Source organism: Streptomyces sp. NPDC044719, from assembly GCF_056433405.1.
Genome location: NZ_JBWKHE010000002.1, coordinates 766,134 through 784,288 on the forward strand (window position 1 = coordinate 766,134; position 18,155 = coordinate 784,288).

18 protein-coding genes are annotated in these 18,155 nt (G+C 72.3%); 7 read left to right on the top strand and 11 right to left on the bottom strand.

The annotated features are described in order from the left end of the window. The first annotated feature begins 1 nt into the window (after position 1). Positions 2-217, top strand: coding sequence for a transposase (locus AC07DF_RS10200; RefSeq protein WP_359635008.1), 216 nt, complete (start codon positions 2-4; stop codon positions 215-217). A 4-nt stretch (positions 218-221) separates the two neighbouring features. Then, positions 222-1,253, top strand: a complete 1,032-nt coding sequence (locus AC07DF_RS10205; RefSeq protein WP_478968968.1) for an NADP-dependent oxidoreductase — start codon at positions 222-224, stop codon at positions 1,251-1,253. 37 nt (positions 1,254-1,290) lie between these two features. Here AC07DF_RS10205 and AC07DF_RS10210 read toward each other — a convergent pair whose 3' ends face one another. The 4 genes from AC07DF_RS10210 to AC07DF_RS10225 form a co-directional block, all read right to left on the bottom strand. After that, positions 1,291-1,605 (bottom strand): putative quinol monooxygenase, encoded by a 315-nt coding sequence (locus tag AC07DF_RS10210; protein WP_478968970.1) that lies wholly within the window; start codon positions 1,603-1,605, stop codon positions 1,291-1,293. A 99-nt stretch (positions 1,606-1,704) separates the two neighbouring features. Further along, on the bottom strand, positions 1,705-3,441 hold the full coding sequence (locus AC07DF_RS10215; protein WP_478968972.1) for a PEP-utilizing enzyme: 1,737 nt from the start codon (positions 3,439-3,441) through the stop codon (positions 1,705-1,707). Positions 3,442-3,493: 52 nt separating this feature from the next. Continuing rightward, a complete protein-coding gene (locus tag AC07DF_RS10220; RefSeq protein ID WP_478968975.1) occupies positions 3,494-4,285 on the bottom strand; it encodes an SDR family NAD(P)-dependent oxidoreductase in 792 nt (263 codons plus the stop codon). A gap of 29 nt (positions 4,286-4,314) precedes the next feature. Continuing rightward, positions 4,315-5,622 carry an aromatic ring-hydroxylating oxygenase subunit alpha gene (locus AC07DF_RS10225; RefSeq protein ID WP_478968977.1) on the bottom strand — a complete coding sequence of 436 codons (1,308 nt, stop codon included), beginning with the start codon at positions 5,620-5,622 and terminating at the stop codon, positions 4,315-4,317. 155 nt (positions 5,623-5,777) lie between these two features. On the opposite strand from AC07DF_RS10225, the gene AC07DF_RS10230 reads away from it, so the two are divergent. The 4 genes from AC07DF_RS10230 (at position 5,778) to AC07DF_RS10245 (ending at position 9,716) form a co-directional block, all read left to right on the top strand. Beyond that, positions 5,778-6,233, top strand: a complete 456-nt coding sequence (locus AC07DF_RS10230; protein ID WP_478968980.1) for a VOC family protein — start codon at positions 5,778-5,780, stop codon at positions 6,231-6,233. 95 nt (positions 6,234-6,328) lie between these two features. Further along, positions 6,329-7,321 carry a thiamine pyrophosphate-dependent dehydrogenase E1 component subunit alpha gene (locus AC07DF_RS10235; RefSeq protein WP_478968982.1) on the top strand — a complete coding sequence of 331 codons (993 nt, stop codon included), beginning with the start codon at positions 6,329-6,331 and terminating at the stop codon, positions 7,319-7,321. A gap of 5 nt (positions 7,322-7,326) precedes the next feature. Then, positions 7,327-8,337, top strand: a complete 1,011-nt coding sequence (locus tag AC07DF_RS10240; RefSeq protein ID WP_478968984.1) for an alpha-ketoacid dehydrogenase subunit beta — start codon at positions 7,327-7,329, stop codon at positions 8,335-8,337. Between the two features lie 5 nt (positions 8,338-8,342). After that, positions 8,343-9,716: a 2-oxo acid dehydrogenase subunit E2 gene (locus tag AC07DF_RS10245; RefSeq protein WP_478968986.1), complete on the top strand. Its 1,374-nt coding sequence runs from the start codon at positions 8,343-8,345 to the stop codon at positions 9,714-9,716. Between the two features lie 8 nt (positions 9,717-9,724). Here AC07DF_RS10245 and AC07DF_RS10250 read toward each other — a convergent pair whose 3' ends face one another. Further along, positions 9,725-10,330 carry a TetR/AcrR family transcriptional regulator gene (locus tag AC07DF_RS10250; protein ID WP_478968988.1) on the bottom strand — a complete coding sequence of 202 codons (606 nt, stop codon included), beginning with the start codon at positions 10,328-10,330 and terminating at the stop codon, positions 9,725-9,727. Between the two features lie 145 nt (positions 10,331-10,475). On the opposite strand from AC07DF_RS10250, the gene AC07DF_RS10255 reads away from it, so the two are divergent. Beyond that, complete coding sequence (locus tag AC07DF_RS10255) at positions 10,476-11,138, top strand: TetR/AcrR family transcriptional regulator (RefSeq protein WP_478968990.1); 663 nt, start codon at positions 10,476-10,478, stop codon at positions 11,136-11,138. A gap of 51 nt (positions 11,139-11,189) precedes the next feature. Here AC07DF_RS10255 and AC07DF_RS10260 read toward each other — a convergent pair whose 3' ends face one another. The 6 genes from AC07DF_RS10260 to AC07DF_RS10285 form a co-directional block, all read right to left on the bottom strand. Further along, positions 11,190-12,344 carry a thiolase family protein gene (locus AC07DF_RS10260; RefSeq protein ID WP_478968992.1) on the bottom strand — a complete coding sequence of 385 codons (1,155 nt, stop codon included), beginning with the start codon at positions 12,342-12,344 and terminating at the stop codon, positions 11,190-11,192. After that, positions 12,341-12,763 carry a Zn-ribbon domain-containing OB-fold protein gene (locus AC07DF_RS10265; RefSeq protein ID WP_478968994.1) on the bottom strand — a complete coding sequence of 141 codons (423 nt, stop codon included), beginning with the start codon at positions 12,761-12,763 and terminating at the stop codon, positions 12,341-12,343. The genes AC07DF_RS10260 and AC07DF_RS10265 overlap by 4 nt, the downstream gene beginning before the upstream one ends. A 16-nt stretch (positions 12,764-12,779) precedes the next feature. Then, complete coding sequence (locus AC07DF_RS10270) at positions 12,780-13,910, bottom strand: acyl-CoA dehydrogenase family protein (protein ID WP_478968996.1); 1,131 nt, start codon at positions 13,908-13,910, stop codon at positions 12,780-12,782. Continuing rightward, positions 13,907-16,525 carry a putative PEP-binding protein gene (locus tag AC07DF_RS10275; RefSeq protein ID WP_478968998.1) on the bottom strand — a complete coding sequence of 873 codons (2,619 nt, stop codon included), beginning with the start codon at positions 16,523-16,525 and terminating at the stop codon, positions 13,907-13,909. The genes AC07DF_RS10270 and AC07DF_RS10275 overlap by 4 nt, the downstream gene beginning before the upstream one ends. After that, entirely contained in the window at positions 16,522-17,154 is a 633-nt protein-coding gene (locus AC07DF_RS10280) for a hypothetical protein (protein WP_478969000.1), read from the bottom strand. Before AC07DF_RS10280 ends, AC07DF_RS10275 begins: the two co-directional genes overlap by 4 nt. A 94-nt stretch (positions 17,155-17,248) precedes the next feature. Next, positions 17,249-18,088, bottom strand: coding sequence for an enoyl-CoA hydratase/isomerase family protein (locus AC07DF_RS10285; RefSeq protein ID WP_478969004.1), 840 nt, complete (start codon positions 18,086-18,088; stop codon positions 17,249-17,251). Between the last annotated feature and the right edge of the window lie 67 nt (positions 18,089-18,155).

Sequence of the window (18,155 nt, forward strand, 5' to 3'; positions counted from 1 at the left end):
CATGTCCAAGCAAGTGATCCACCCACTGACCGGGCATGTGTACCGGCTCACCGAGGACGGACTGGTCGAGGTGACCGACCCCGGAACAGGGGCGCAGGGCGTCTTCGACTTCCAGGCCCGGTGGCAGTCGGGCGAACTGCGCCACGCAGACCTCCAGATGGCCGGCTGGGTCGGCCGCCTCGCCCGGCGGCGCACCAGCCCGCAGCCGGAGGAGTGACCCCGTGACGCCCCGTACCACCCGGGTGGTCTGTCTGGTGCGCCGGCCCGACGGGGAGCCGCTCCCCGGTGACTTCGCCGTAGAGGAACGGCCGCTGCCGCCGCTGGGGGAGGGGCAACTGCTGGTGCGCAACCTCTACATGAGCGTCGACCCGTCCATGCGCGGGCGCCTGGAGAGCACCGAGAAGCACTACACGCACAACTTCACCCCCGGAACACCGCTCGACGGCCGGGCGCTCGGTGTCGTGGAGGAGAGCCGCTGCGCCTCCGTACCGCCCGGGGCCTTCGTCCGTCACCAGCTGGGCTGGCGGGAGCGGGCCGTACTGGACGCCGCCGACACCGACGGGGCGGATCGCATCGACCCCCGGCTCGCCCCGCTGCCCACCTGGCTCGGCCTGCTCGGCCAGACCGGGTTCACCGCGTACGTGGGCCTGACCCGGATCGCGCAACTGCGCCCGGGCGACACCGTCTTCGTGTCGGCGGCGGCCGGCGCCGTCGGCACCGCCGCCGGCCAGTTCGCGCGCCTGCTGGGCGCGGACCGCGTCATCGGGACAGCCGGAGGGCCGGACAAATGCGCCCTGCTGGTGAAGGAGTTCGGCTACGACGCCGCCGCGGACTACCGTGCCGAGCCGGTGCGCGACGCGCTGGCCCGGCTGGCGCCCGACGGCATCGACGTGTACTTCGACAACGTCGGCGGTGAGCAGCTCGCCGCCGCGCTGCACGCGCTGCGCACCGGTGGCCGGGTCGCCCTGTGCGGCATGATGTCGCAGTTCGGCGGCGACCGGCGGCCCGCGGACATCAACCAGTTGATCCAGGCGGTCCTCAAGCGGCTGACCCTGTGCGGATTCATCGTGCGTGACCACGCCGACCTGCGGCCGGAGTTCGAGCGGCGGGTCGCGGGCTGGCTCGCCGAGGGCCGGATCACCGCGCGCGAGACCGTCGTGGAGGGCCTGGAGCACGCCGCGGGGGCACTGCTGTCCCTGCTCGGCGGCGGCAATGTCGGCAAGATGCTGGTCCGGCTGGACGAGTGCCGCTGAGACCGCCCGGGAACGGCGCCCCGGCAGGGGCGCCGTCTCAGCGCATGGGGCGTGACGTGGCGACGGTGTGGGCCGTCAGCGAGACGCCGACCCGGGTCAGCCCTGCCACGGCCGCCCGGAAGTCCTTGATGTGCGGGGTGGTGAAGTGCTCGTCGAGGGCCTGCCGCGAGGTCCAGTGCTCGTACACCCGGATACGCCGCTCGTCGGTGGGATCGGCGGTCATGGCGTAGTCCAGGCAGCCGGTTTCCTCCTCGCGGGTCCGCCGGCCCAGCTCGACGAGGGCCTCCAGCATCGTGCCGCGGTCGCCGGGTTCGTAGTCCATCCAGCCGGCGACGATGATGTCCTCAGCCATGGGTCTCCTTTCATGGTCATGAGCCACGGTTCTCCTCTCATGTTCATGCCCGCGGGCCCGTCGCCCCGGTGCAGGGGAGGCGACGGGCCCGCGGCGTTCTCAGCTGCCGAGCAGCGCCGGGACACTGTCCACGGTGACCGTGCCCGCGTTGCCGTCGACCGTGATCACCATCCCGTCCCGCAGCCGCCGCGTCCCGCCCTCGACGGAGATCACGGCCGGGATGCCCAGCTCACGGCAGACCACCACGGCGTGGCTGTTGAGCGCGCCCACGTCCACGACGGCAGCTCCGGCGACCAGGAACAGCGGGGTCCAGGCCGCGTCCGTGATCGGCGCGACCAGCACCTCACCGGGCTCCAGCGCCTCGCACGAGGCCGGGTCGGTGACCACCCGCACCTTGCCCGTGTACGTGCCGTGGCTGCCGCCCACACCACCGAGCACATCACCCTCGACGGCCGCCGGGGTCCGCTCCTCGGCGCGACGCGGCCAGCCGTCGATCTCGGTCTGCGCGTCCTCGGCGACGAAGAACGGCGGTTCCAGCTCGTGCAGGCCCGCGTACTCCTCCAGCCGTCGCGCGATGACGGGGCCGAAGGACTCCGGGGCGGCGACATAGTCGTCGAGTTCGGTGTCCAGCAGCATCATCACGTCCTCGGGCCGGGCGAAGAGCCCCGCCTCGACGCCGCGGCGGCCGAGTTCCCGTACGGCCATGCGGATCTCGTTGACGGCGGTGACGCAGTTCGCCTTGGTGCGCTCGCGGGCCGGGATCCACACCTGTGAGGCGTGCATGCCGGCGTCGAACACGGGCTGCGTCTCCTCGGGCAGCAGGGCCCGGATCTCCCGCGCCGTCCGCTCACGGCCCTCGGCCAGCCGGGTTCGTCGGGCGGCCGGGGAGTCGGCGTCGGGGCTGTGCCGGATCCGGTCGACCAGGGCCAGCGCCTGGACGGGTGCCGCCTCCCAGGACAGCGCGTGGATGTCCCACTCGTTGGGGCCGCGGTCGCCGTGCTCCGCCAGGAACTCCTCGAAGGCGTCACGGAACACCTTCAGGTCACCGCTCGCCCCGCCGAGCGCCTGCTCCACCACGGCCGGGCCCTGGTCGAACAGCGCGCTCAGCTCGGCGGAGGCGGCCACCTGCCGCGACAGTGTCCACAGTCCCGTCGACGGGGAGGCGGAGTCGACATCGCCGAGACCGCCGATCAGGTCGAGCATGGCGCCGGGGCGGCCCACGCTCGCGCACAACGGCCCGAGGATCGCCGGTCCCACGGACGCGGGCAGCGACGACTCGACGTGCCGCTGGAACGTCGTCTCCACCTCGTCCAGCAACGACCGTGCGTGCGCCACCAGTTCGGCGTCGGACAGCTGCGTCAGGTCGGGGCGCGAGCGGCGCAGGGCCCGCAGCCGTTCCCGGTCGGCGTCGGCCTCGGAGAAGCCGGCCTGGCCGAGCATCCGCTGGAGTGTGCCGCCCGCCTTGGCGGTGAGCTCGGCGTCCTGGTCGTCCGGGTGCGCCACGTACACCGGCGTGTCGGAGCGCTGACCGACGAAGGCCGCGTCGATCTGGTCCGCCGTCTGGCCCATGCGAATGCCGAACAGCCGCATGTGGGACAGGTTGAGGTAGAAGTGGCCGCCGAACATGCCGACGAACGGCGGTCGGGGGCCGGCCACCTCCTCCTCGCGATAGATGCCGAACCCGACGAAGCCGTGACGCCAGCCCTGCAGGCCCCGCCCCCAGACCAAAGTCCAGCCCAGCGGGCTAGCGGGGTCCGGCAACGTCTCGCCCGCGTTGGCCCGGGTGTAGTGCGGCAGTCGCTCACTGCGCTGCCAGTCCGTGATCCAGCTCTTCATGCCCGAGGTCTCCCGCTGTCCGTACCCGCGCCCGCCCATGCCCGTCCCGCGCCTACCACTGCGCCGTGCCGCCGTCGACGCTGATCAGCGTGCCGGTGATACCCGCCCCGGCCTCGCTCGCGAGCAGCGAGGCGACGGCCGCGATCTGCTCCACCGTGGTGATCTTCTTCGTGGCCGCGTGCTCGGCGAAGCGGCTCAGCCATGCCTCGTAGCTGATGCCCTCGGCTTCGGCGGCGGCCGGACCCGCGGCACGCATCAGGTCGGTGTCGACGGCGCCGGGGCAGATGGCGTTGCAGGTGATGCCCTGGGTGCCGTACTCGAAGGCGGTCGCCTTGGTCAGCCCGTGGATGGCGTGCTTGCTGGTGATGTAGTGGCTGATCGCGGGCTTGTTGGCCTGCTTGCCCTCCACGGAGGAGATGTTGATGATCCGGCCCCAGCCGCCTTCCAGCATCTTCGGCAACGCCCGGCGGGTGCCGTAGAAGTAGCCGTTGACGTTCAGCTTGAGGGCGTCGTGCCACGCCTCGTCGCTGAGCTGGTGGATCGGGGCGAAGCCGGAGCTGCCGCCGGCGTTGTTGACCCAGATGTCGAGCCTGCCGAAGCGCTCGGCGGCGAAGTCGGCGAGGTTCTCGATGTCCTCCTGGCTGCCCGCGTCACAGGGGTGGAAGACGGCCCGGTCCCCGGCGTCCATCTCCTCCAGGGCCTGCTTGCCCTTGACCTCGCTGCGGCCGCTGACGACGACCGTGGCGCCGTCGGCCAGGAAGGCCTCGGCGATGGCGCGGCCGATGCTGCGCGTGCTGCCCGTGATCACCGCGACACGTCCGTCGAGGCTGCCCGTAGCCACCATGGTGTTCTCCCACAAGTGTTGTTGGTTGCTCACCTGGCGGCTCTGGGGGCTGCTGCTGTGTCCCTGTCCAGGTGCCGGTGAATGGTGCGGTGGAAGTGCTGGAGCCCGGGCTCGTTGCGTCCGAAGACGAAGTCGGTCCCTTCGAGGGCCTTCAGGCCCTGCTGGACTCCGTAGGTGGTCGCGTAGTCCTCGTCGCGGACCACCTCGTGGAACCATGCGCCGAACCGGTCGGCGGCCTGGCGTTCCTCCTCGGTGACCGCCGGGTCCCGCAGCAGGATGATCTGCTGGGTCACCGACTCGGTCGCCGTCCGGGGGAGGACCAGGGAGACGGCGATCTTCTGACGCCAGCCGCCGGCGATCGCGAGGCCCGGGAAGAGCCAGTAGATGGGCCCGACGCAGTCCCCGGGGTCGCGCTGGTCCGCAGGCAGTTCGACCGCCCGTGCGATGGGACGCAGGGCGGGTGCGATGCGCTGATGGGGGCCCCAGGTGTCGTGGGCCATCATGTTCGAGAGGTTCGTCTCGAACACCGTCTTCGGGTGCAGGGAGGCGAAGTGGTACGTCTCCAGGTACCCGTCGAGGGTGACCTTCCAGTTGGGGCTGGTCAGCTCGCTGGTGGAGTAGTGGTGGCACTCCGCGAGACGGAGGCCCTCCAGCAGGGGCTGGAGATCGCCCAGCCAGCCGTCCAGGTCGGGCTCGGCCGCCGGGTCCAGCGAGACGAAGACGATCCCCGCGCGCTCCCCGGCCGGAAGCCGGACGAGACCGCGGCCCTCGCGGGGCACCTCCCCGAAGGTCTTCTCGGCGTACACGCCCCGCAACTCACCGGCCAGGTCGTACGACCAGGAGTGGTACGGGCAGGTGAGCCGCCTGGACACTCCGCAGCCGGGTTCGAGGAGCCTGGCCCCCCGGTGCCGGCAGGCGTTGATCATCGCGTGCACCGTGCCCTGCCGGTCGCGGGTGATCAGCACCGGGATGCCTAGCACGTCGATCGCCTTGTAGGTGTTCGGCCCCGGAAGCTCGCTGGACATGGCGAGCGGCAACGGAACGCTGCGATGGACGGCGTCCATCTCGCGCTGCCAGCGGCCGGCGTCGAGGTAGTGGGCCACGGGTTCCGTCCACTGGCCGTCCGCCTCGTGCGTCGTGTTCTCGCGGTAGTGCGCCACCACACGCTCGACGAGTTCGGCGGCCTCCCGGCGCATCGTCACGGAAGCGGCGTCGGTGGACCGGTCCTGGCTGATCCACGACGAGTATTCGGGGGTCGAGGGGACCGAGGGGGCCGGGGCAGGCGGCCTGCTCTCGGCGGCCGTTTCCCGAATCTCCGGCGAACTGGTCTGGACCACGATGTCCTCACAATCCTCCCAGCCGCGAGCCGGTGACCGGCTTCGGAGTGCGACAGCTGGGCTGTGACCGAAACGACAACAGGACTTAGTGTGCTCTGTCAATAGAAAGTGGCGAAGTTGCGGCTCGATGCCCCGTGGGGGTGGACGTGATGGTCATGACCCTGCCGTTCGAGGTGGGCCTGGTGGTGCGGGACCTGGAGTCGATGGAGCGCTTCTACTGCGACGTGCTCGGCTGTCGTGCCGAGCACCGCTCGCGCGTACCGGCGTCCGTAGCAGGCCCGGCGGGGCTCGGCGGCGAGCTGACGGTCGTCTGGCTGCGGGTGCCCTCCGGCGGGTGTGTCAAGTTGATCCTTCCCCGGTCGGCGCCGGTGTCGGCGCAGGCGACGGCCTTGCCGGCGCGGCGTCCGGGCTTGTCGTATCTCACCTTCCACGTCGACGACATGGACCCCGTGGTGGCGGCGCTGCCGGCCGCGGGCGCCCGGCCCTTGTCGCACCCTGTCGTGGTGCAGGCGCACGGTCGGCGCATCAGCTTCTGGGCGGATCCGGAAGGCAACGTCGTGGAGTTGGTGGACGCCCGGGGGCGCGACCCGGTCCCGGGGCGTAGTAATTAGAGACGCTGTTCAGTAAGGTGCCCTCTGCTGGTTACTGTAGACCGGCACAAGTAAGTCCGACCGGTGGCAACCTCCCTCGGACGAAGGGGCGGACGATGGCTCAACGAGCGTCAACGGCGTCGAAGAAATCCACGCAGGTCATCAGGGACCTGCACGAGCGCATGGTGCGCATCCGGCTGTTCGAGACCGAGGCGGGAAAGCTCATGGAGGCCGGCAAACTGCCCGGCTTCCTGCACCTCTATGTCGGCCAGGAGGCCGTGGCCGCCGGCGTGATGGCGGCCCTGCGCGACGACGACCAGATCACCTCCACCCACCGCGGTCACGGGCACGCCGTGGCCAAGGGCGTGGGCTTCCGCGCGATGTACGCCGAGCTGTACGGCCGGGTCACCGGCGCCTGCCTCGGCCGCGGCGGAAGCATGCACATCAACGACCTCACCCGCGGCATGCTCGGCGCCAACGGCATCGTGGGGGCGGGCGTCCCGATCGCCGTCGGCGCCGCCTTCGCCGCCCGGTACAAGGGTGAGGACAGCGTCGCCGTGACCTTCTTCGGCGACGGCGCGACCAACATCGGCGTCTGGCACGAGGGCGCCAACATGGCCGCGATCCTCGGCCTGCCCGTGGTCTTCGTCTGCGAGAACAACGGCTATGCGGAGTTCACCCCGCAGTCCGGGCACATGCTGCTCACCGACGTCGCCGACCGGGCCGCCGCCTACGGCATGCCCAGTGTGATCGTCGACGGCATGGACGCGGTCGCCGTCCATCGCGCCGCCACCGAAGCCGTCGCACGGGCCCGGGCCGGCGCGGGCCCGATGATGATCGAGGCCAAGACCTACCGCTACTTCGACCATCAGGGCGTCAAGGGCCTGCGCCACCCCTACCGCTCGGACGAGGAGGTCGCCGAGTGGAAGACCCGCGACCCCATCGACCTGATCGAGGCCCGGGCGGTCGCCGACGGCACCGCGACCCGCGCTGAACTGGACGACGTATGGCAGCGCACACGCGACGAGATCGCCGAGGCCATCGCGTACGCCGAGGCGAGCCCGCCGCCCGACCCCGCCGACCTGCTGCTCAACGTCTACTCGGGATGACCGCCATGACCACCACCGAAGCACCTGCCGTCGCCACGCGGAAACTCAGCTACGTCAAGGCCTTCAACGAGGGGCTCGCGCAGGCCATGCGCGAGGACGAGAACGTCTTCGTCGCCGGCGAGGACGTGGCCGGATACGGCGGCGTGTTCCGCATGTTCGACCACCTGCTCGACGAGTTCGGCCCCCGCCGCATGATCGACACCCCGATCTCCGAAGCCGCACTGGTCGGACTCGGCGTGGGGGCCGCAGCCCGGGGCCTGCGCCCCGTCGTCGACCTGATGTTCATGGACTTCATCGGCGTCTGCCTCGACCAGATCGTCAACCAGGCGGCCAAGATGAAGTACATGTTCGGCGGCGCGCTGTCCGTGCCGCTCACCATCACCACCGCCTCCGGAGCCGGCCTCGGCGCCGCCGCCCAGCACAGCCAGAGCCTGGAGGCCTGGCTGGCCCACGTGCCCGGCCTCAAGGTGGTCATGCCCAGCGACGCGTACACCGCCAAGGGCCTGACCGTCTCGGCCATCCGGGACGACAACCCGGTCGTCGTCATGCTCAACAAGGTCCTGCTCGGCAGCACCGGTGAGGTGCCCGAGGAGATTTACGGCATTCCGCTGGGCCGGGCGCACACCGCGCGGCACGGCTCCGACGTCACGGTGATCGCCCTGGGCCGCATGGTGGGGGAGGCCCTCGCGGCCGCCGACGAACTCGCCGCCGGGGGCGTGGAGATCGAGGTGATCGACCCCCGCACCGTGCAGCCGCTGGACACCGAGACGATGTTCGCCTCCGTCCGCCGCACCAACCGGGTGCTCGTGGTGCACGAGGCCGTCACCTTCGGCGGACTCGGAGCGGAGATCGCCGCCCAGATCCAGGACGCCGCCTTCGACTACCTGGACGCGCCGGTTCTGCGCCTCGGCGCCCCCTTCTCCCCGGTGCCCTTCTCCCCGGTCCTGGAGAAGGCGTACGTGCCCGATCGCGCGCGCATCGTCCAGGGCTGCCGGCGCCTCCTCGAAAGGTCGTGACCGTCGTGGCGGTCGAGGTTCTGCTGCCGAAGATCGGCCTGACCATGCAGGAAGGCACCATCGACGAATGGCTGGTGCCCACCGGCGCGGCCGTCGCGGAAGGCGACGCACTGTTGCGGCTGGCCACCGACAAGGTCGACGTGGACGTCGAAGCCGAGGCCGGGGGACTGTTCCACCCGGTGGTCCCTGCGGGCGCCACCGTCCCGGCCGGTGCCCTCATCGGCTGGCTCCTGGCCGAGGGCGAACAGCTCCCGGGCCCGGCGGGTGCGCCGATGCCGGCCGGGTCCGGGACCGGTCCGCAGCAGACCGTCCTGGCCGCTCCCCACGCCGACGGCGCTGCCGTGGCGCCCTCCGTCAACGGCACCGGTGACCGGCCGGCGTCCTCGCCGAACGCCCGGCGGGTCGCCAGGGCATCCGGCGTCGACCTCACCTCCGTACGCGGCACGGGGCCGGGCGGACGGATCGTTTCGGAGGATGTGGAAGAGTTCCTCGCGGCGCTCCCCGGCGACGACTCGGTGACACCCGTCCCGGCCGGCGGCGTCCCCTCCTCGCCGCTGGTCCGCAAGCTGGCGAAAGAGCGGGGCATCGACCTCTCCGGCGTCAACGGCACCGGGCCGGGCGGCCGGATCCGCCGGACCGACCTCGACGCCGTCCCCCCGCCGTCTCCCCGCAGGGACACGGCCCCCCGGCCCGGCGACGTCCTCCCGCTCACCGGGATGCGCGGCACCATCGCCCGCAGGATGCACGCCAGCCTCCAGGAGATGGCACAGCTGACGCACGGCTACGAGGTGCGGATGGACGCCGTGGAGTCCCTGCGGGACCGGCTCAAGGAGGAGTGGGCCGACAGCGAACTGCCGGTGCCCAGCATCAACGACTTCCTGCTGAAGGCCGCGGCCCTCGCCCTGCGTGAGCACCCACTGCTCAACGCGACGGTCCGGGACGACGGCATCCATCTCCTCGACGGCATCCACCTGGGCTTCGCGGTGGCCGTCCCGGGCGGCCTCATGGTCCCCGTGATCGAGGACGCGGTGGCGCTGCCTCTGCCCGAGATCGCCCGCCGGTCGAGGGCCCTGGCCCGGGCCGCACGCGAGGCGCGGATCTCCCCCGCCCAGCTGGAAGGGGCCACCTTCACCGTCACCTCGCTCGTCGGATACGGCGTCGACTTCTTCACACCCGTGATCAACCCCGGCAACGTCGCGATCCTCGGGGTGGGCAGGCTCAGGGACGGCGTCGAGTGGACGGACGGCCGGCCGCTGCGCACGCGGGTGCTCACCCTGAGCCTCACCTTCGACCACCGTGCCGTCGACGGGGCACCCGCCGCCGAATTTCTGCGCACGGTCGGCGAGTTGCTGCGCAAGCCTCTTCGCCTGCTGGTGTGAGCCGAGATCTATGGGGCCGGGTCGGCGATCCGCTCCGCGAGATCGCCGACCTCGCGGACGAAGAAGCGGTGTCCCAGTGACCGGTAGACGTCGTCGCCCCGGACCTGTGAGATCGCCGCGGTCTCCAGCAGTGCCAGCAACCCCAGACCGATCACCGCCGCCTCGGCGTCGGAGACGGACTCGCGGGCCTGGTGGATCAGGCGCACCAGTTCCTTCAGCAACTCCGTACGGCTCTCCTGGCGCAGCGCTTCCGCTTCCTGGCTCATGCCGGCCGACGACACGAAGAACACGGTGGCGGCGGAACGGTGTTCGCCCAGCCAGGCCAGCAGCGTGGTGACCGCCGCCCCCACGTCCGAGCCGGGCTCGAAGGCCTCCGTGAGCGCCTCCAACTGCTCGCGCAGCGCGGACGCGAACACCCGCATGGCTTCCGCCAGGACCTGGTCCTTGGAGGAGAAGTGGTAGTACACCGCGGCCGAGGTCATCTCCGCACGAGCGGCGATGTCGGCCACCGTCACCTCGTCCGGCGGCTGGGTGGCGAACAACTCCGTGGCCGCCTCGACCACCCACTGCTTGCGTGACGGCCGGTGTGCGGCGCGGGTTCCGGATGTCGTCATGGTGTCAAGTATGCCGTGACCTCGGTGTTCCGGAAGCACGTATGGTGCAGGAATTATGCGGACGGGTCGATGGGAGTTACTGGATAGAATCGCCAGTACCCCAGAGCCCAGGACGCGGGGTTCACGGCAGCCGGCAGGGAGCATCATGGCCACCACGAAGAACGGCAAGCAGCCCGCCCACCGACCCTCGCGGCGGCAGCACATCATCACCGCCGCCGTGCGGGTGTTCGGCCGCAACGGATTCGCCGAGACCAGCATTCAGGACATCGCGGACGAGGCCCAGGTGGTCCCCACCGCCGTCTACTACCACTTCGACGGCAAGGAGGAACTGCTCGAACTCGCCATGCGCCGGGTCTTCGACCAGCTGAGCGCGATCGTGGAGACGGCCCGGCCGACGTCCGAGCCAGGTGATGCGGAGGGTCTGGTCCGGGTCATCGACGCCGTGTGGGACTGGGTGGAGCGGAACCCGGATGAGGCCCGTCTGTACCAGCTTCAGGTCGCCTCCGCCAACGGCAAGGTCAAGGTGCTGCGGGACGAGTTCGAACAGCGCCACATCCAGCGCGGCTACGACTATCTGCCCGAGGGCACCACGCGCAGCCCCAAGGCGGCGAAGGCCCGGCACGCCGCGCAGGCGCTCGCGGTCCGGACGCTGATCAGTACGACCATGCTCGTCACCGCACTGCGGGCGGAGGGAGGCCCCCTGTCGCAGTTGCCTTCCCGGTCCGTGCTGGAGGCGGTCAGGGCCCTGGCACTGCGCATCGTCGCCGCCGAAGAGGAGCCGGCGAAGCCGGCCAGGTCACGGCCCTGAGGCGGTTCTCACCGGGGCGTCCCCGTCCTCCTCCGGACCGCTACCCGGGTTTCACACCGTCAGGACCGAGCACGCGCTGATCCCGGGCGCCCCGTACACATGGGTGAAGCCCACCCGGGGAGCGCCCGGCACCTGCGCACCGGGCGCCCGGCCCTGCAACTGCCGTACGACCTCGTGGAACTGACGCAGCCCCGAGGCGCCGACGGGCTCCCCGCCGGCCAGACAGCCGCCGTCGGTGTTGACCGGTATCCGGCCCGTGGGATCGGTGGCCCCGGCGGCCAGCAGTTCCTCCTGCTCGCCGTGGCCGCACAGCCCGGTCTCCGCCAGGTGGATCAGTTCCGAGCCGCTGTCGGTGTCCTGCAACTGGGCGACCTGTACGTCCGCGGGCCGCAGCCCCGCCGTGCGGAAGGCCGCCTCGGCGGCATCGACGCTGGGGCTGTGGTGCGGTCCCGGAGGTAGCCAGGGAGAGAACACCTCGAACGAACCGAACCGCCGGGTCCGGAAGGCCAGCGAAGCCAGCCGGACAGGCTGCTCGCACAGATCGAACGCGCGGTCGCCGCGTGCGAGCACCAGCGCCGCCGCGCCCTGTCCGGGAGAGCAGAACATGTACTGGGTGAGTGGGGGACTGACCTCCGCGGAGTCCAGGATCTCCTGCTCCGTCAGCGGCTTGCGCCGCCAGGCGAGGGGGTGCCGGGAGCCGTTGCGGAAGGCTCGCGCGGCGACCCGCGCCAGTGCCCGCTCCGGGATTCCGTGCTCGTACAGGTACCGCTGGGTCTTCAGCGCGAAGAACTGGGTCGTGAGCATCATGCCGGTCTCGGCGTACCAGTCGCCCAGGCCGTAGCGGGCAGCGGATACGTGGAACGCGCCCCGCTCGTGCTTGTCGAATCCCACGGCCAGTCCCAGGGAGGCCTCGCCCGCCCGCAGCGCGTTGGCCACCGCGAGCACGATGGAGGCACCGGTCGCGCAGCCGTTCTGCACGTTGACGAAGGGCACTCCGGTCAGGCCCAGACGGCCCACCAGGGTGTCGGGCTTGCCGGACACGTCGGAGCCGCCGGCCGCGTAGCCGATGTCCTCCCAGGTGACACCGGCGTCGGCCAGCGCCTCGCGTACCGCATGCACCGCCATGTCCATTCCGGTGACGCTCTCGTCGCGGCCGAAGGGACGCATGCCGCACCCGACCACGTAGACCTCGTCCGCGCGGCTCACCGCCCGGCCTGCCCGTCGGGCCCGAAGGCGAAGGTCAGTACCTCGGTCCCGTCCTCGTCCCGGTACGCGGGCACCGTGGTGAGCCGGACCGGCAGCCCGATCCGGATCTCCTCGCGGGGCACAGCCAGCCGCGCTTCGACGAGCACCTCACCGAGATCCACGTAGCCGACGTGGTACGGCCGGTGGCCCCCGGCCGGCGGCCGGTACGGCGGCTTCGGCGCGAACGCCTGGAGCGTCCACGACCAGATCCGCCCCCGCACCGGCAGCACGTGGGCGGACATGATCCCGTCCGGACACCGGGGACACGAGACCTGTCGGGGGAAGACGACCGTGCCGCAGTGGGCGCAGCGCGCTCCCACGAGCCGCACCGGCTCGCCGCTGTCGAACAGGTTCTCGTCGATGAGTCTGGTGGTGCTCATGCGCCCGCCTCCCACGTCACCAGCCCAGCAGCCCGGCCAGCCGTTCCCGATGGTGTGCGGTACCGCCCAGCAGGACCGCGTCGGACTGGGCACGCCGGAAGTACAGGTGCGCGTCGTGCTCCCAGGTGAAGCCCATCCCGCCGTGGAGCTGCACGCACTCGGCGGCCACGGAGACGAACGCCTCGCCGCACCACGCCTGCGCCACCGCCGCCGCTTCGGCCAGCTCCTCGGCCGGCTCCTTGGGCGATCCGTCCGTGCGGACCGCGCGGACCACGGCCGACCGTGCGGCCTCGACTTGGAGCAGCATGTCGGCACAGGCGTGCTTGACCGCCTGGAAGCCGCCGATCGCCCTGCCGAACTGGGTACGGTCGCGCACATGGGCCACCGTCATGTCCAAGGCGGCCTGCGCTCCGCCCAGTTGCTCGGCGGCCAGCGCCACCAGGGCCACGTCCAGGGCGCGGGAGATGATGTCCGCCCCCTCGCCCCCGACGGTCAGCGGCCGGGCCCGGGCGGCGGAGAAGGTGACCACCGCCTGGCCCCGGCTGAGGTCCAGGGTGGGTACCCGGCGCACCGTGACTCCCGGCTCGCGCGGGTCGGCCAGGAAGAGGTCCACGCCGTCGGGCCCGGCCGCGGCCACCACCAGCGCCGCCGCGTCGGCGCCGTCCAGGACGAACGGCGCGGTGCCGGTCAGCAGCGGAACGCCGCCCTGCCAGGAGGCGGCCACCGGCACGGCGTCCGCCCGCCACGTCCCGTCGGGCGCGGCCACCGCCAGCGCGTGCACAGTGCCCTCGGCCAGCGCGGCCAGCGCCTCGCCGGCCGTGGCGCAGCCGGTCAGCACCTGCCCGGCCAGCACGGTGGAGGACAGCAGCGGTACCGGTGCCAGTGTCCTGCCCAACTCCTCGCAGACGGCGGCGATCTCGGCGAGACCGCCGATGCCGCCCGCCGACTCGGGCAGGCCGAGGGCCGCCAGGCCGACCTGCCGGCCGAGGGTGTCCCACAATCCGCCGTCGATGCCGGGGGCCTCCTCGGACAGCCGGCGTACCGCGGCGGTGCCGCCGGCGTCGTCGCACACCGACCGCACGGTCGCGCGCAGGTCCTCCAGCTCGGCGTCCGACAGGGCCGCGCCGTCGGTCATGGTGCTCGTCATCGTGCGCTCCCGCTCTCCTCGCGCCGCTCTTCGTCCTGCTGTCGGCGCAGGGCACTGTGCGCGGCCGCCATCCGGGCCACCGGCACGCGGTGCGCGGAACAGGAGACGTAGTCGAGGCCGAGGTCGTCGCAGAACGCGATCGACTCCGGATCCCCACCGTGCTCACCGCAGACGCCCAGCTTGATACCGGGCCGCACCGCCCGTGCCCGCTCGGCGGCCAGACCGACCAGGGCACCCACTCCGTGCGGGTCCAGCCGGGCGAACGGGCTGGCCGTCAGGAAGCCGCGCTCCTGGTACGAGGCGAGCACCTGCCGCTCGACGTCGTCCCGGGAGAACCCGTAGGTGAGCTGGGTGAGGTCGTTGGTGCCGAAGGAGAAGAACTCGGCGTGCTCGGCGAGTTCACCGGCCAGCAGCGCGGCCCGCGGAGTCTCGATCATCGTGCCCAGCCGGTACGGGACCTCCACACCGGTGCGGGCGGCGACCGCCTCGGCGGCGCCGCGCACGTACGCGGCCGCGGCGGCCAGTTCCTCCGGCAGGCTGACGAGCGGGATCATCACCTCCAGCTCCGGCCGGACTCCGGTGGCGGCGACCTCGGCCCAGGCGGTGAAGAGCGCCTCGGCCTGCGCCGGATAGAGCCTCTCGTGCAGCAGTGCCAGCCGCACGCCGCGCAGCCCGAGCATCGGATTCGCCTCACGCAGTGCCGCGGCCCGCTGCTCCTCGGCCGCGTCCAGGGCCTGTCCGGGGGCGGGCAGGAACTCGTGCAGCGGGGCGTCCAGCAGGCGCACGGTCACCGGGCGGTTCCCGACCGCGGCCAGCAGCGCGTGGAAATCCTCGTGCTGGGCACGCTCCAGCGCTCGCAGGGCCTCGTCGCGGGCGCTCGGGTCGGCGGCCAGGAGCACCCGGCGGATCAGCGGCAGCCGCTCCCCGAGGAACTGGTGTTCCGTACGGCACAGCCCGACGCCCTCCGCGCCCAGGGCGAGAGCCGTTTCCACCTCGGCGGCCGTGTCGGCGTTCACCCGCACGCCCAGCCGGCGCATGCCGTCCGCCCACTCCAGCAGGGTGGACAGTTCGGGCGGCGGCCCGGCGACGCTGACGCTCAGTGTCCCCGCGTACACGGCGCCGGTGCGGCCGTCCAGCGAGACCGGGTCACCTTCGCGGACCACCCGCTCGCCGAAGCGAACCGTCCCGGCGGCCAGGTCGACATGCAGCCCCTCGGCGCCGCACACCGCGGGCTTGCCGGCGCCCCGTGCCACCACGGCGGCGTGCGAGGCGATGCCACCGCTGCCGGTCAGCACGGCGACGGAGGCCAGCATTCCGGGGACGTCCGCCGGGGTCGTCTCGGTGGCCACGAGCACGACCCGGGTACCGTCCGCGGCCAGTTCCAGGGCACGTTCACTGGACAGCACGACCGCTCCGGTGGCCGCGCCCGGGGACGCGGGCAGCCCCTTCACCAGGAGCTCCTCCCCACCGGTCAGCCGTAGCTGGGGGTGCAGCAGTTCCTGCACCTGCGCGGGGGCGATCCGTCGGACGGCCTCCTCGCGGCCGAGCGCCCCGTCCCGGGCCAGGTCCGCGGCCAGACACACCGCCGCTCTGAGCGGTGGGCGGAGCTGCGCCGAGGCGGCGAGCAGGGAGATCTCGTCGTCGCGCACCTCGAAGTCCACCGACACCGGCGCGCGCAGATGACGCTCCAGGGTGAGCAGGGAGTGCTCCAGCAGTGCGGTGCCGCCCGCGAGCCGGTCCAGCGGCTCACTGGTGTGCGGTGGCGGGGCGCTGCGGCGCACCCCCCGGAAGAAGGAGCCCCGGGCGGAGAGACGCCCGGTCTCGGGATCGCGGCTGACGGCCGTGCCGTAGCCCGAGTGGTCCGCCGGGCCGATGCGCAGGGCCTGCACATGCAGGGCGACGGCCAGCTCGGCGGGGAGCCGCTGAGCCCGGCGGGATCGTCTCGCGCGCGGCGAGTCCCACCGGCCGAGGAGGGCACTGGCGGCCAGCGCGAGCTGCTGCGCCGGGTCGTCGGGGAAGGGCCCGGAGCCGTGCTCGGCCACCAGGGCCAGCAGCATCTCCACCCGCGCCCGCGGCCCGGGCGTGTCCAGCAGGGCGTCGTCGAGCACCGCACCGGGCACGTCGAGGGCGTGCTCGGCGATCACCCGCACGGTGGCGGCCCACACCTCGTACAGCGCCTCCTCACGCCCGATGACGGCGCACAGGTCGCCGGCACCGGCGGGGGCGACGCCGAGACAGGCCAGGTCGGGCGGCAGGCCGGCGATCTCGGTCGGCGCGCTCGCCGACAGGCGCAGCAGCAGCGGCCGGGACGTGTCGCCGATCCGACGCCCCGAGAGCTGTTCGACCAGGGCCACGGCGGCTTCGGCGGTGTCGGGTTCGCACAGCGACGCGGCGGCGCCGGCGGGCACGGTTAGCCCCGGCACGACCGGCAGTCCGAGGGCCACCAGCCGGTCCATCGCCGCGCCGTGCGCGCCCAGCTCGTCGGCGTCGAGGCCGCGGATCCGTCCCTGCCCGTAGGGCACGAGGATCTGGCCGGAGGCCCCGGGAGACCCGGACGGTGTCAGTGGCGTCCCGGACTGGGCGAGGGGGCCCGCCTCGCGGTCGGTGACGCTCAACCCCGGCTCCTCGTGACCAGTTCCTCTTCGCGGGCCTCGTCCTCGGCGCGGCTGATTCCCAGCACCAGCAGCAGCTCCTGGTGCAGCCGCATCCACACGGTGTGGTAGGAGTCGCACAGCGGCGAGGCCAGCCACTGAGGCGCACCGTCGTCGAAGCGGTCGAGGGCCTCCTCCAGGGCCGTGAGGTACCGGCCGCTGCCCACGAGCACCTGGTCCAGCCTGCGCAGCACGGGCTGGATGGCCTCGTGCACGTCTTCCAGCGACTCGCGCACCTGGGCGTCGTAGACGTCGTCGGAATGGTCGTTGGCCGTGCCGTCGGGGCGGCACTGCCATGCCGTGCAGACATCGCGGATCTTACGGTTGACCGGCAGGAACGCCTCGTACGCCGCGGTGATCCGCTCCTCCTGCTCGGAGCCGGCGGGAACCCGCAGGATCCGCGCGACGGCGGCCTTGGCGCGCTCGGTCGGCAGCACCACCGGGCCCTTCACCATCGCCAGCCCGGCGTCGACCAGCGGACGGTGCTCGGACTCCGGCCGGCCACGCCACATGCCCCGTAGTACGAGGTCGACGACGGCTGCGGTGAGGGGCTCGTCGGATGCGTCCGGAAGATCCACGGCAGCAGATTGCATCGCCACACCTTTTCCCCGGTTCTGTGGTGACCGGTTCCTCGGCTCTGTGTTGCCCGGAGGCTACGCCCCGGCGGGCCTGTTAGTGAAGAGGGACTCAAGAAACACTTTCCGGCTCCCCGGCCTCGGACCGGCTGTCGCCGGCCTTCGGGCGGCGCCCCGCGGCGAGGAACGACGCCATGCGGTCCTGTGCCTCCCGGCCGTCCGCCAGGGCGGCGATCAGCCGCGCCTCTTCGGCGAGGTGGCGCCGCAGCTCCTCGCCGGCGCCGGTGCCGCGCAGCAGACCCTTCGCGGCTCGCAGCGCGGCACCCGCGCCGGCGGCCATATCGGACGCGGCCCGATACGCCGCGCCGTCCAGTTCCCGGTCCTCCACCGACCGGGAGACCAGGCCCCACCGTTCGGCGTCATCGCCGGTCAGCACCCGGTTGGTCAGGATCAGATCCGCCGCCCTCCGGGGGCCCGCCAGGCGTGGCAGGAACCACGAGGCCCCGCAGTCCGGTGTGAGGCCGATCGCCGTGTACGCCAGCCGGAACCGCGCGGACCGGGCCGCCAGGACGATGTCCCCCACGAGGGCGAGGCCGATCCCGCCGCCGGCGGCCGCGCCGCGCACGGCGGTCACCAACGGCACCGGCAGGTCGTGCAGAGCCTGTATCGCGGCGTGCGCGGCGCTCGCCACGGCGTGCACGTAGGCGCTGGTCTCCGCACCGCGGCCGGCGAACGTACGCAGGTCACCACCCACGCAGAAGCTGCCGCCCGCAGCGCGCAGCAGGACCGCGCCGCCCGGGTCCGCGGCCACTTCCAAGGCGCTGTCCCGCAGTGCCTCGGCCGTCCTGAGGTCCAGGGCGTTGCCCCGCTCCGGATCCTCCAGTCTCAGCTCGACGACCCGTCCGGGGTGGCGGACGATCCGGACCGGCTCGGTGCTCACGGGGAGGCTCATGGGCGTGTCTCCTGTCGTCTTCCCGTCGCCGGGTGCTTCCCGGCAAGATACTGAAGACGCTATACAG

Bases quoted from the DNA above. Each gene is read 5' to 3' on its own strand.
- AC07DF_RS10200 (WP_359635008.1), top strand. From the start codon at position 2: ATGTCCAAGCAAGTGATCCACCCACTGACCGGGCATGTGTACCGGCTC.
- AC07DF_RS10210 (WP_478968970.1), bottom strand. From the start codon at position 1,605: ATGGCTGAGGACATCATCGTCGCCGGCTGGATGGACTACGAACCCGGC.
- AC07DF_RS10215 (WP_478968972.1), bottom strand. From the start codon at position 3,441: ATGAAGAGCTGGATCACGGACTGGCAGCGCAGTGAGCGACTGCCGCAC.
- AC07DF_RS10220 (WP_478968975.1), bottom strand. From the start codon at position 4,285: ATGGTGGCTACGGGCAGCCTCGACGGACGTGTCGCGGTGATCACGGGC.
- AC07DF_RS10230 (WP_478968980.1), top strand. From the start codon at position 5,778: ATGACCCTGCCGTTCGAGGTGGGCCTGGTGGTGCGGGACCTGGAGTCG.
- AC07DF_RS10235 (WP_478968982.1), top strand. From the start codon at position 6,329: ATGGCTCAACGAGCGTCAACGGCGTCGAAGAAATCCACGCAGGTCATC.
- AC07DF_RS10240 (WP_478968984.1), top strand. From the start codon at position 7,327: ATGACCACCACCGAAGCACCTGCCGTCGCCACGCGGAAACTCAGCTAC.
- AC07DF_RS10250 (WP_478968988.1), bottom strand. From the start codon at position 10,330: ATGACGACATCCGGAACCCGCGCCGCACACCGGCCGTCACGCAAGCAG.
- AC07DF_RS10255 (WP_478968990.1), top strand. From the start codon at position 10,476: ATGGCCACCACGAAGAACGGCAAGCAGCCCGCCCACCGACCCTCGCGG.
- AC07DF_RS10265 (WP_478968994.1), bottom strand. From the start codon at position 12,763: ATGAGCACCACCAGACTCATCGACGAGAACCTGTTCGACAGCGGCGAG.
- AC07DF_RS10270 (WP_478968996.1), bottom strand. From the start codon at position 13,910: ATGACGAGCACCATGACCGACGGCGCGGCCCTGTCGGACGCCGAGCTG.
- AC07DF_RS10280 (WP_478969000.1), bottom strand. From the start codon at position 17,154: ATGCAATCTGCTGCCGTGGATCTTCCGGACGCATCCGACGAGCCCCTC.
- AC07DF_RS10285 (WP_478969004.1), bottom strand. From the start codon at position 18,088: ATGAGCCTCCCCGTGAGCACCGAGCCGGTCCGGATCGTCCGCCACCCC.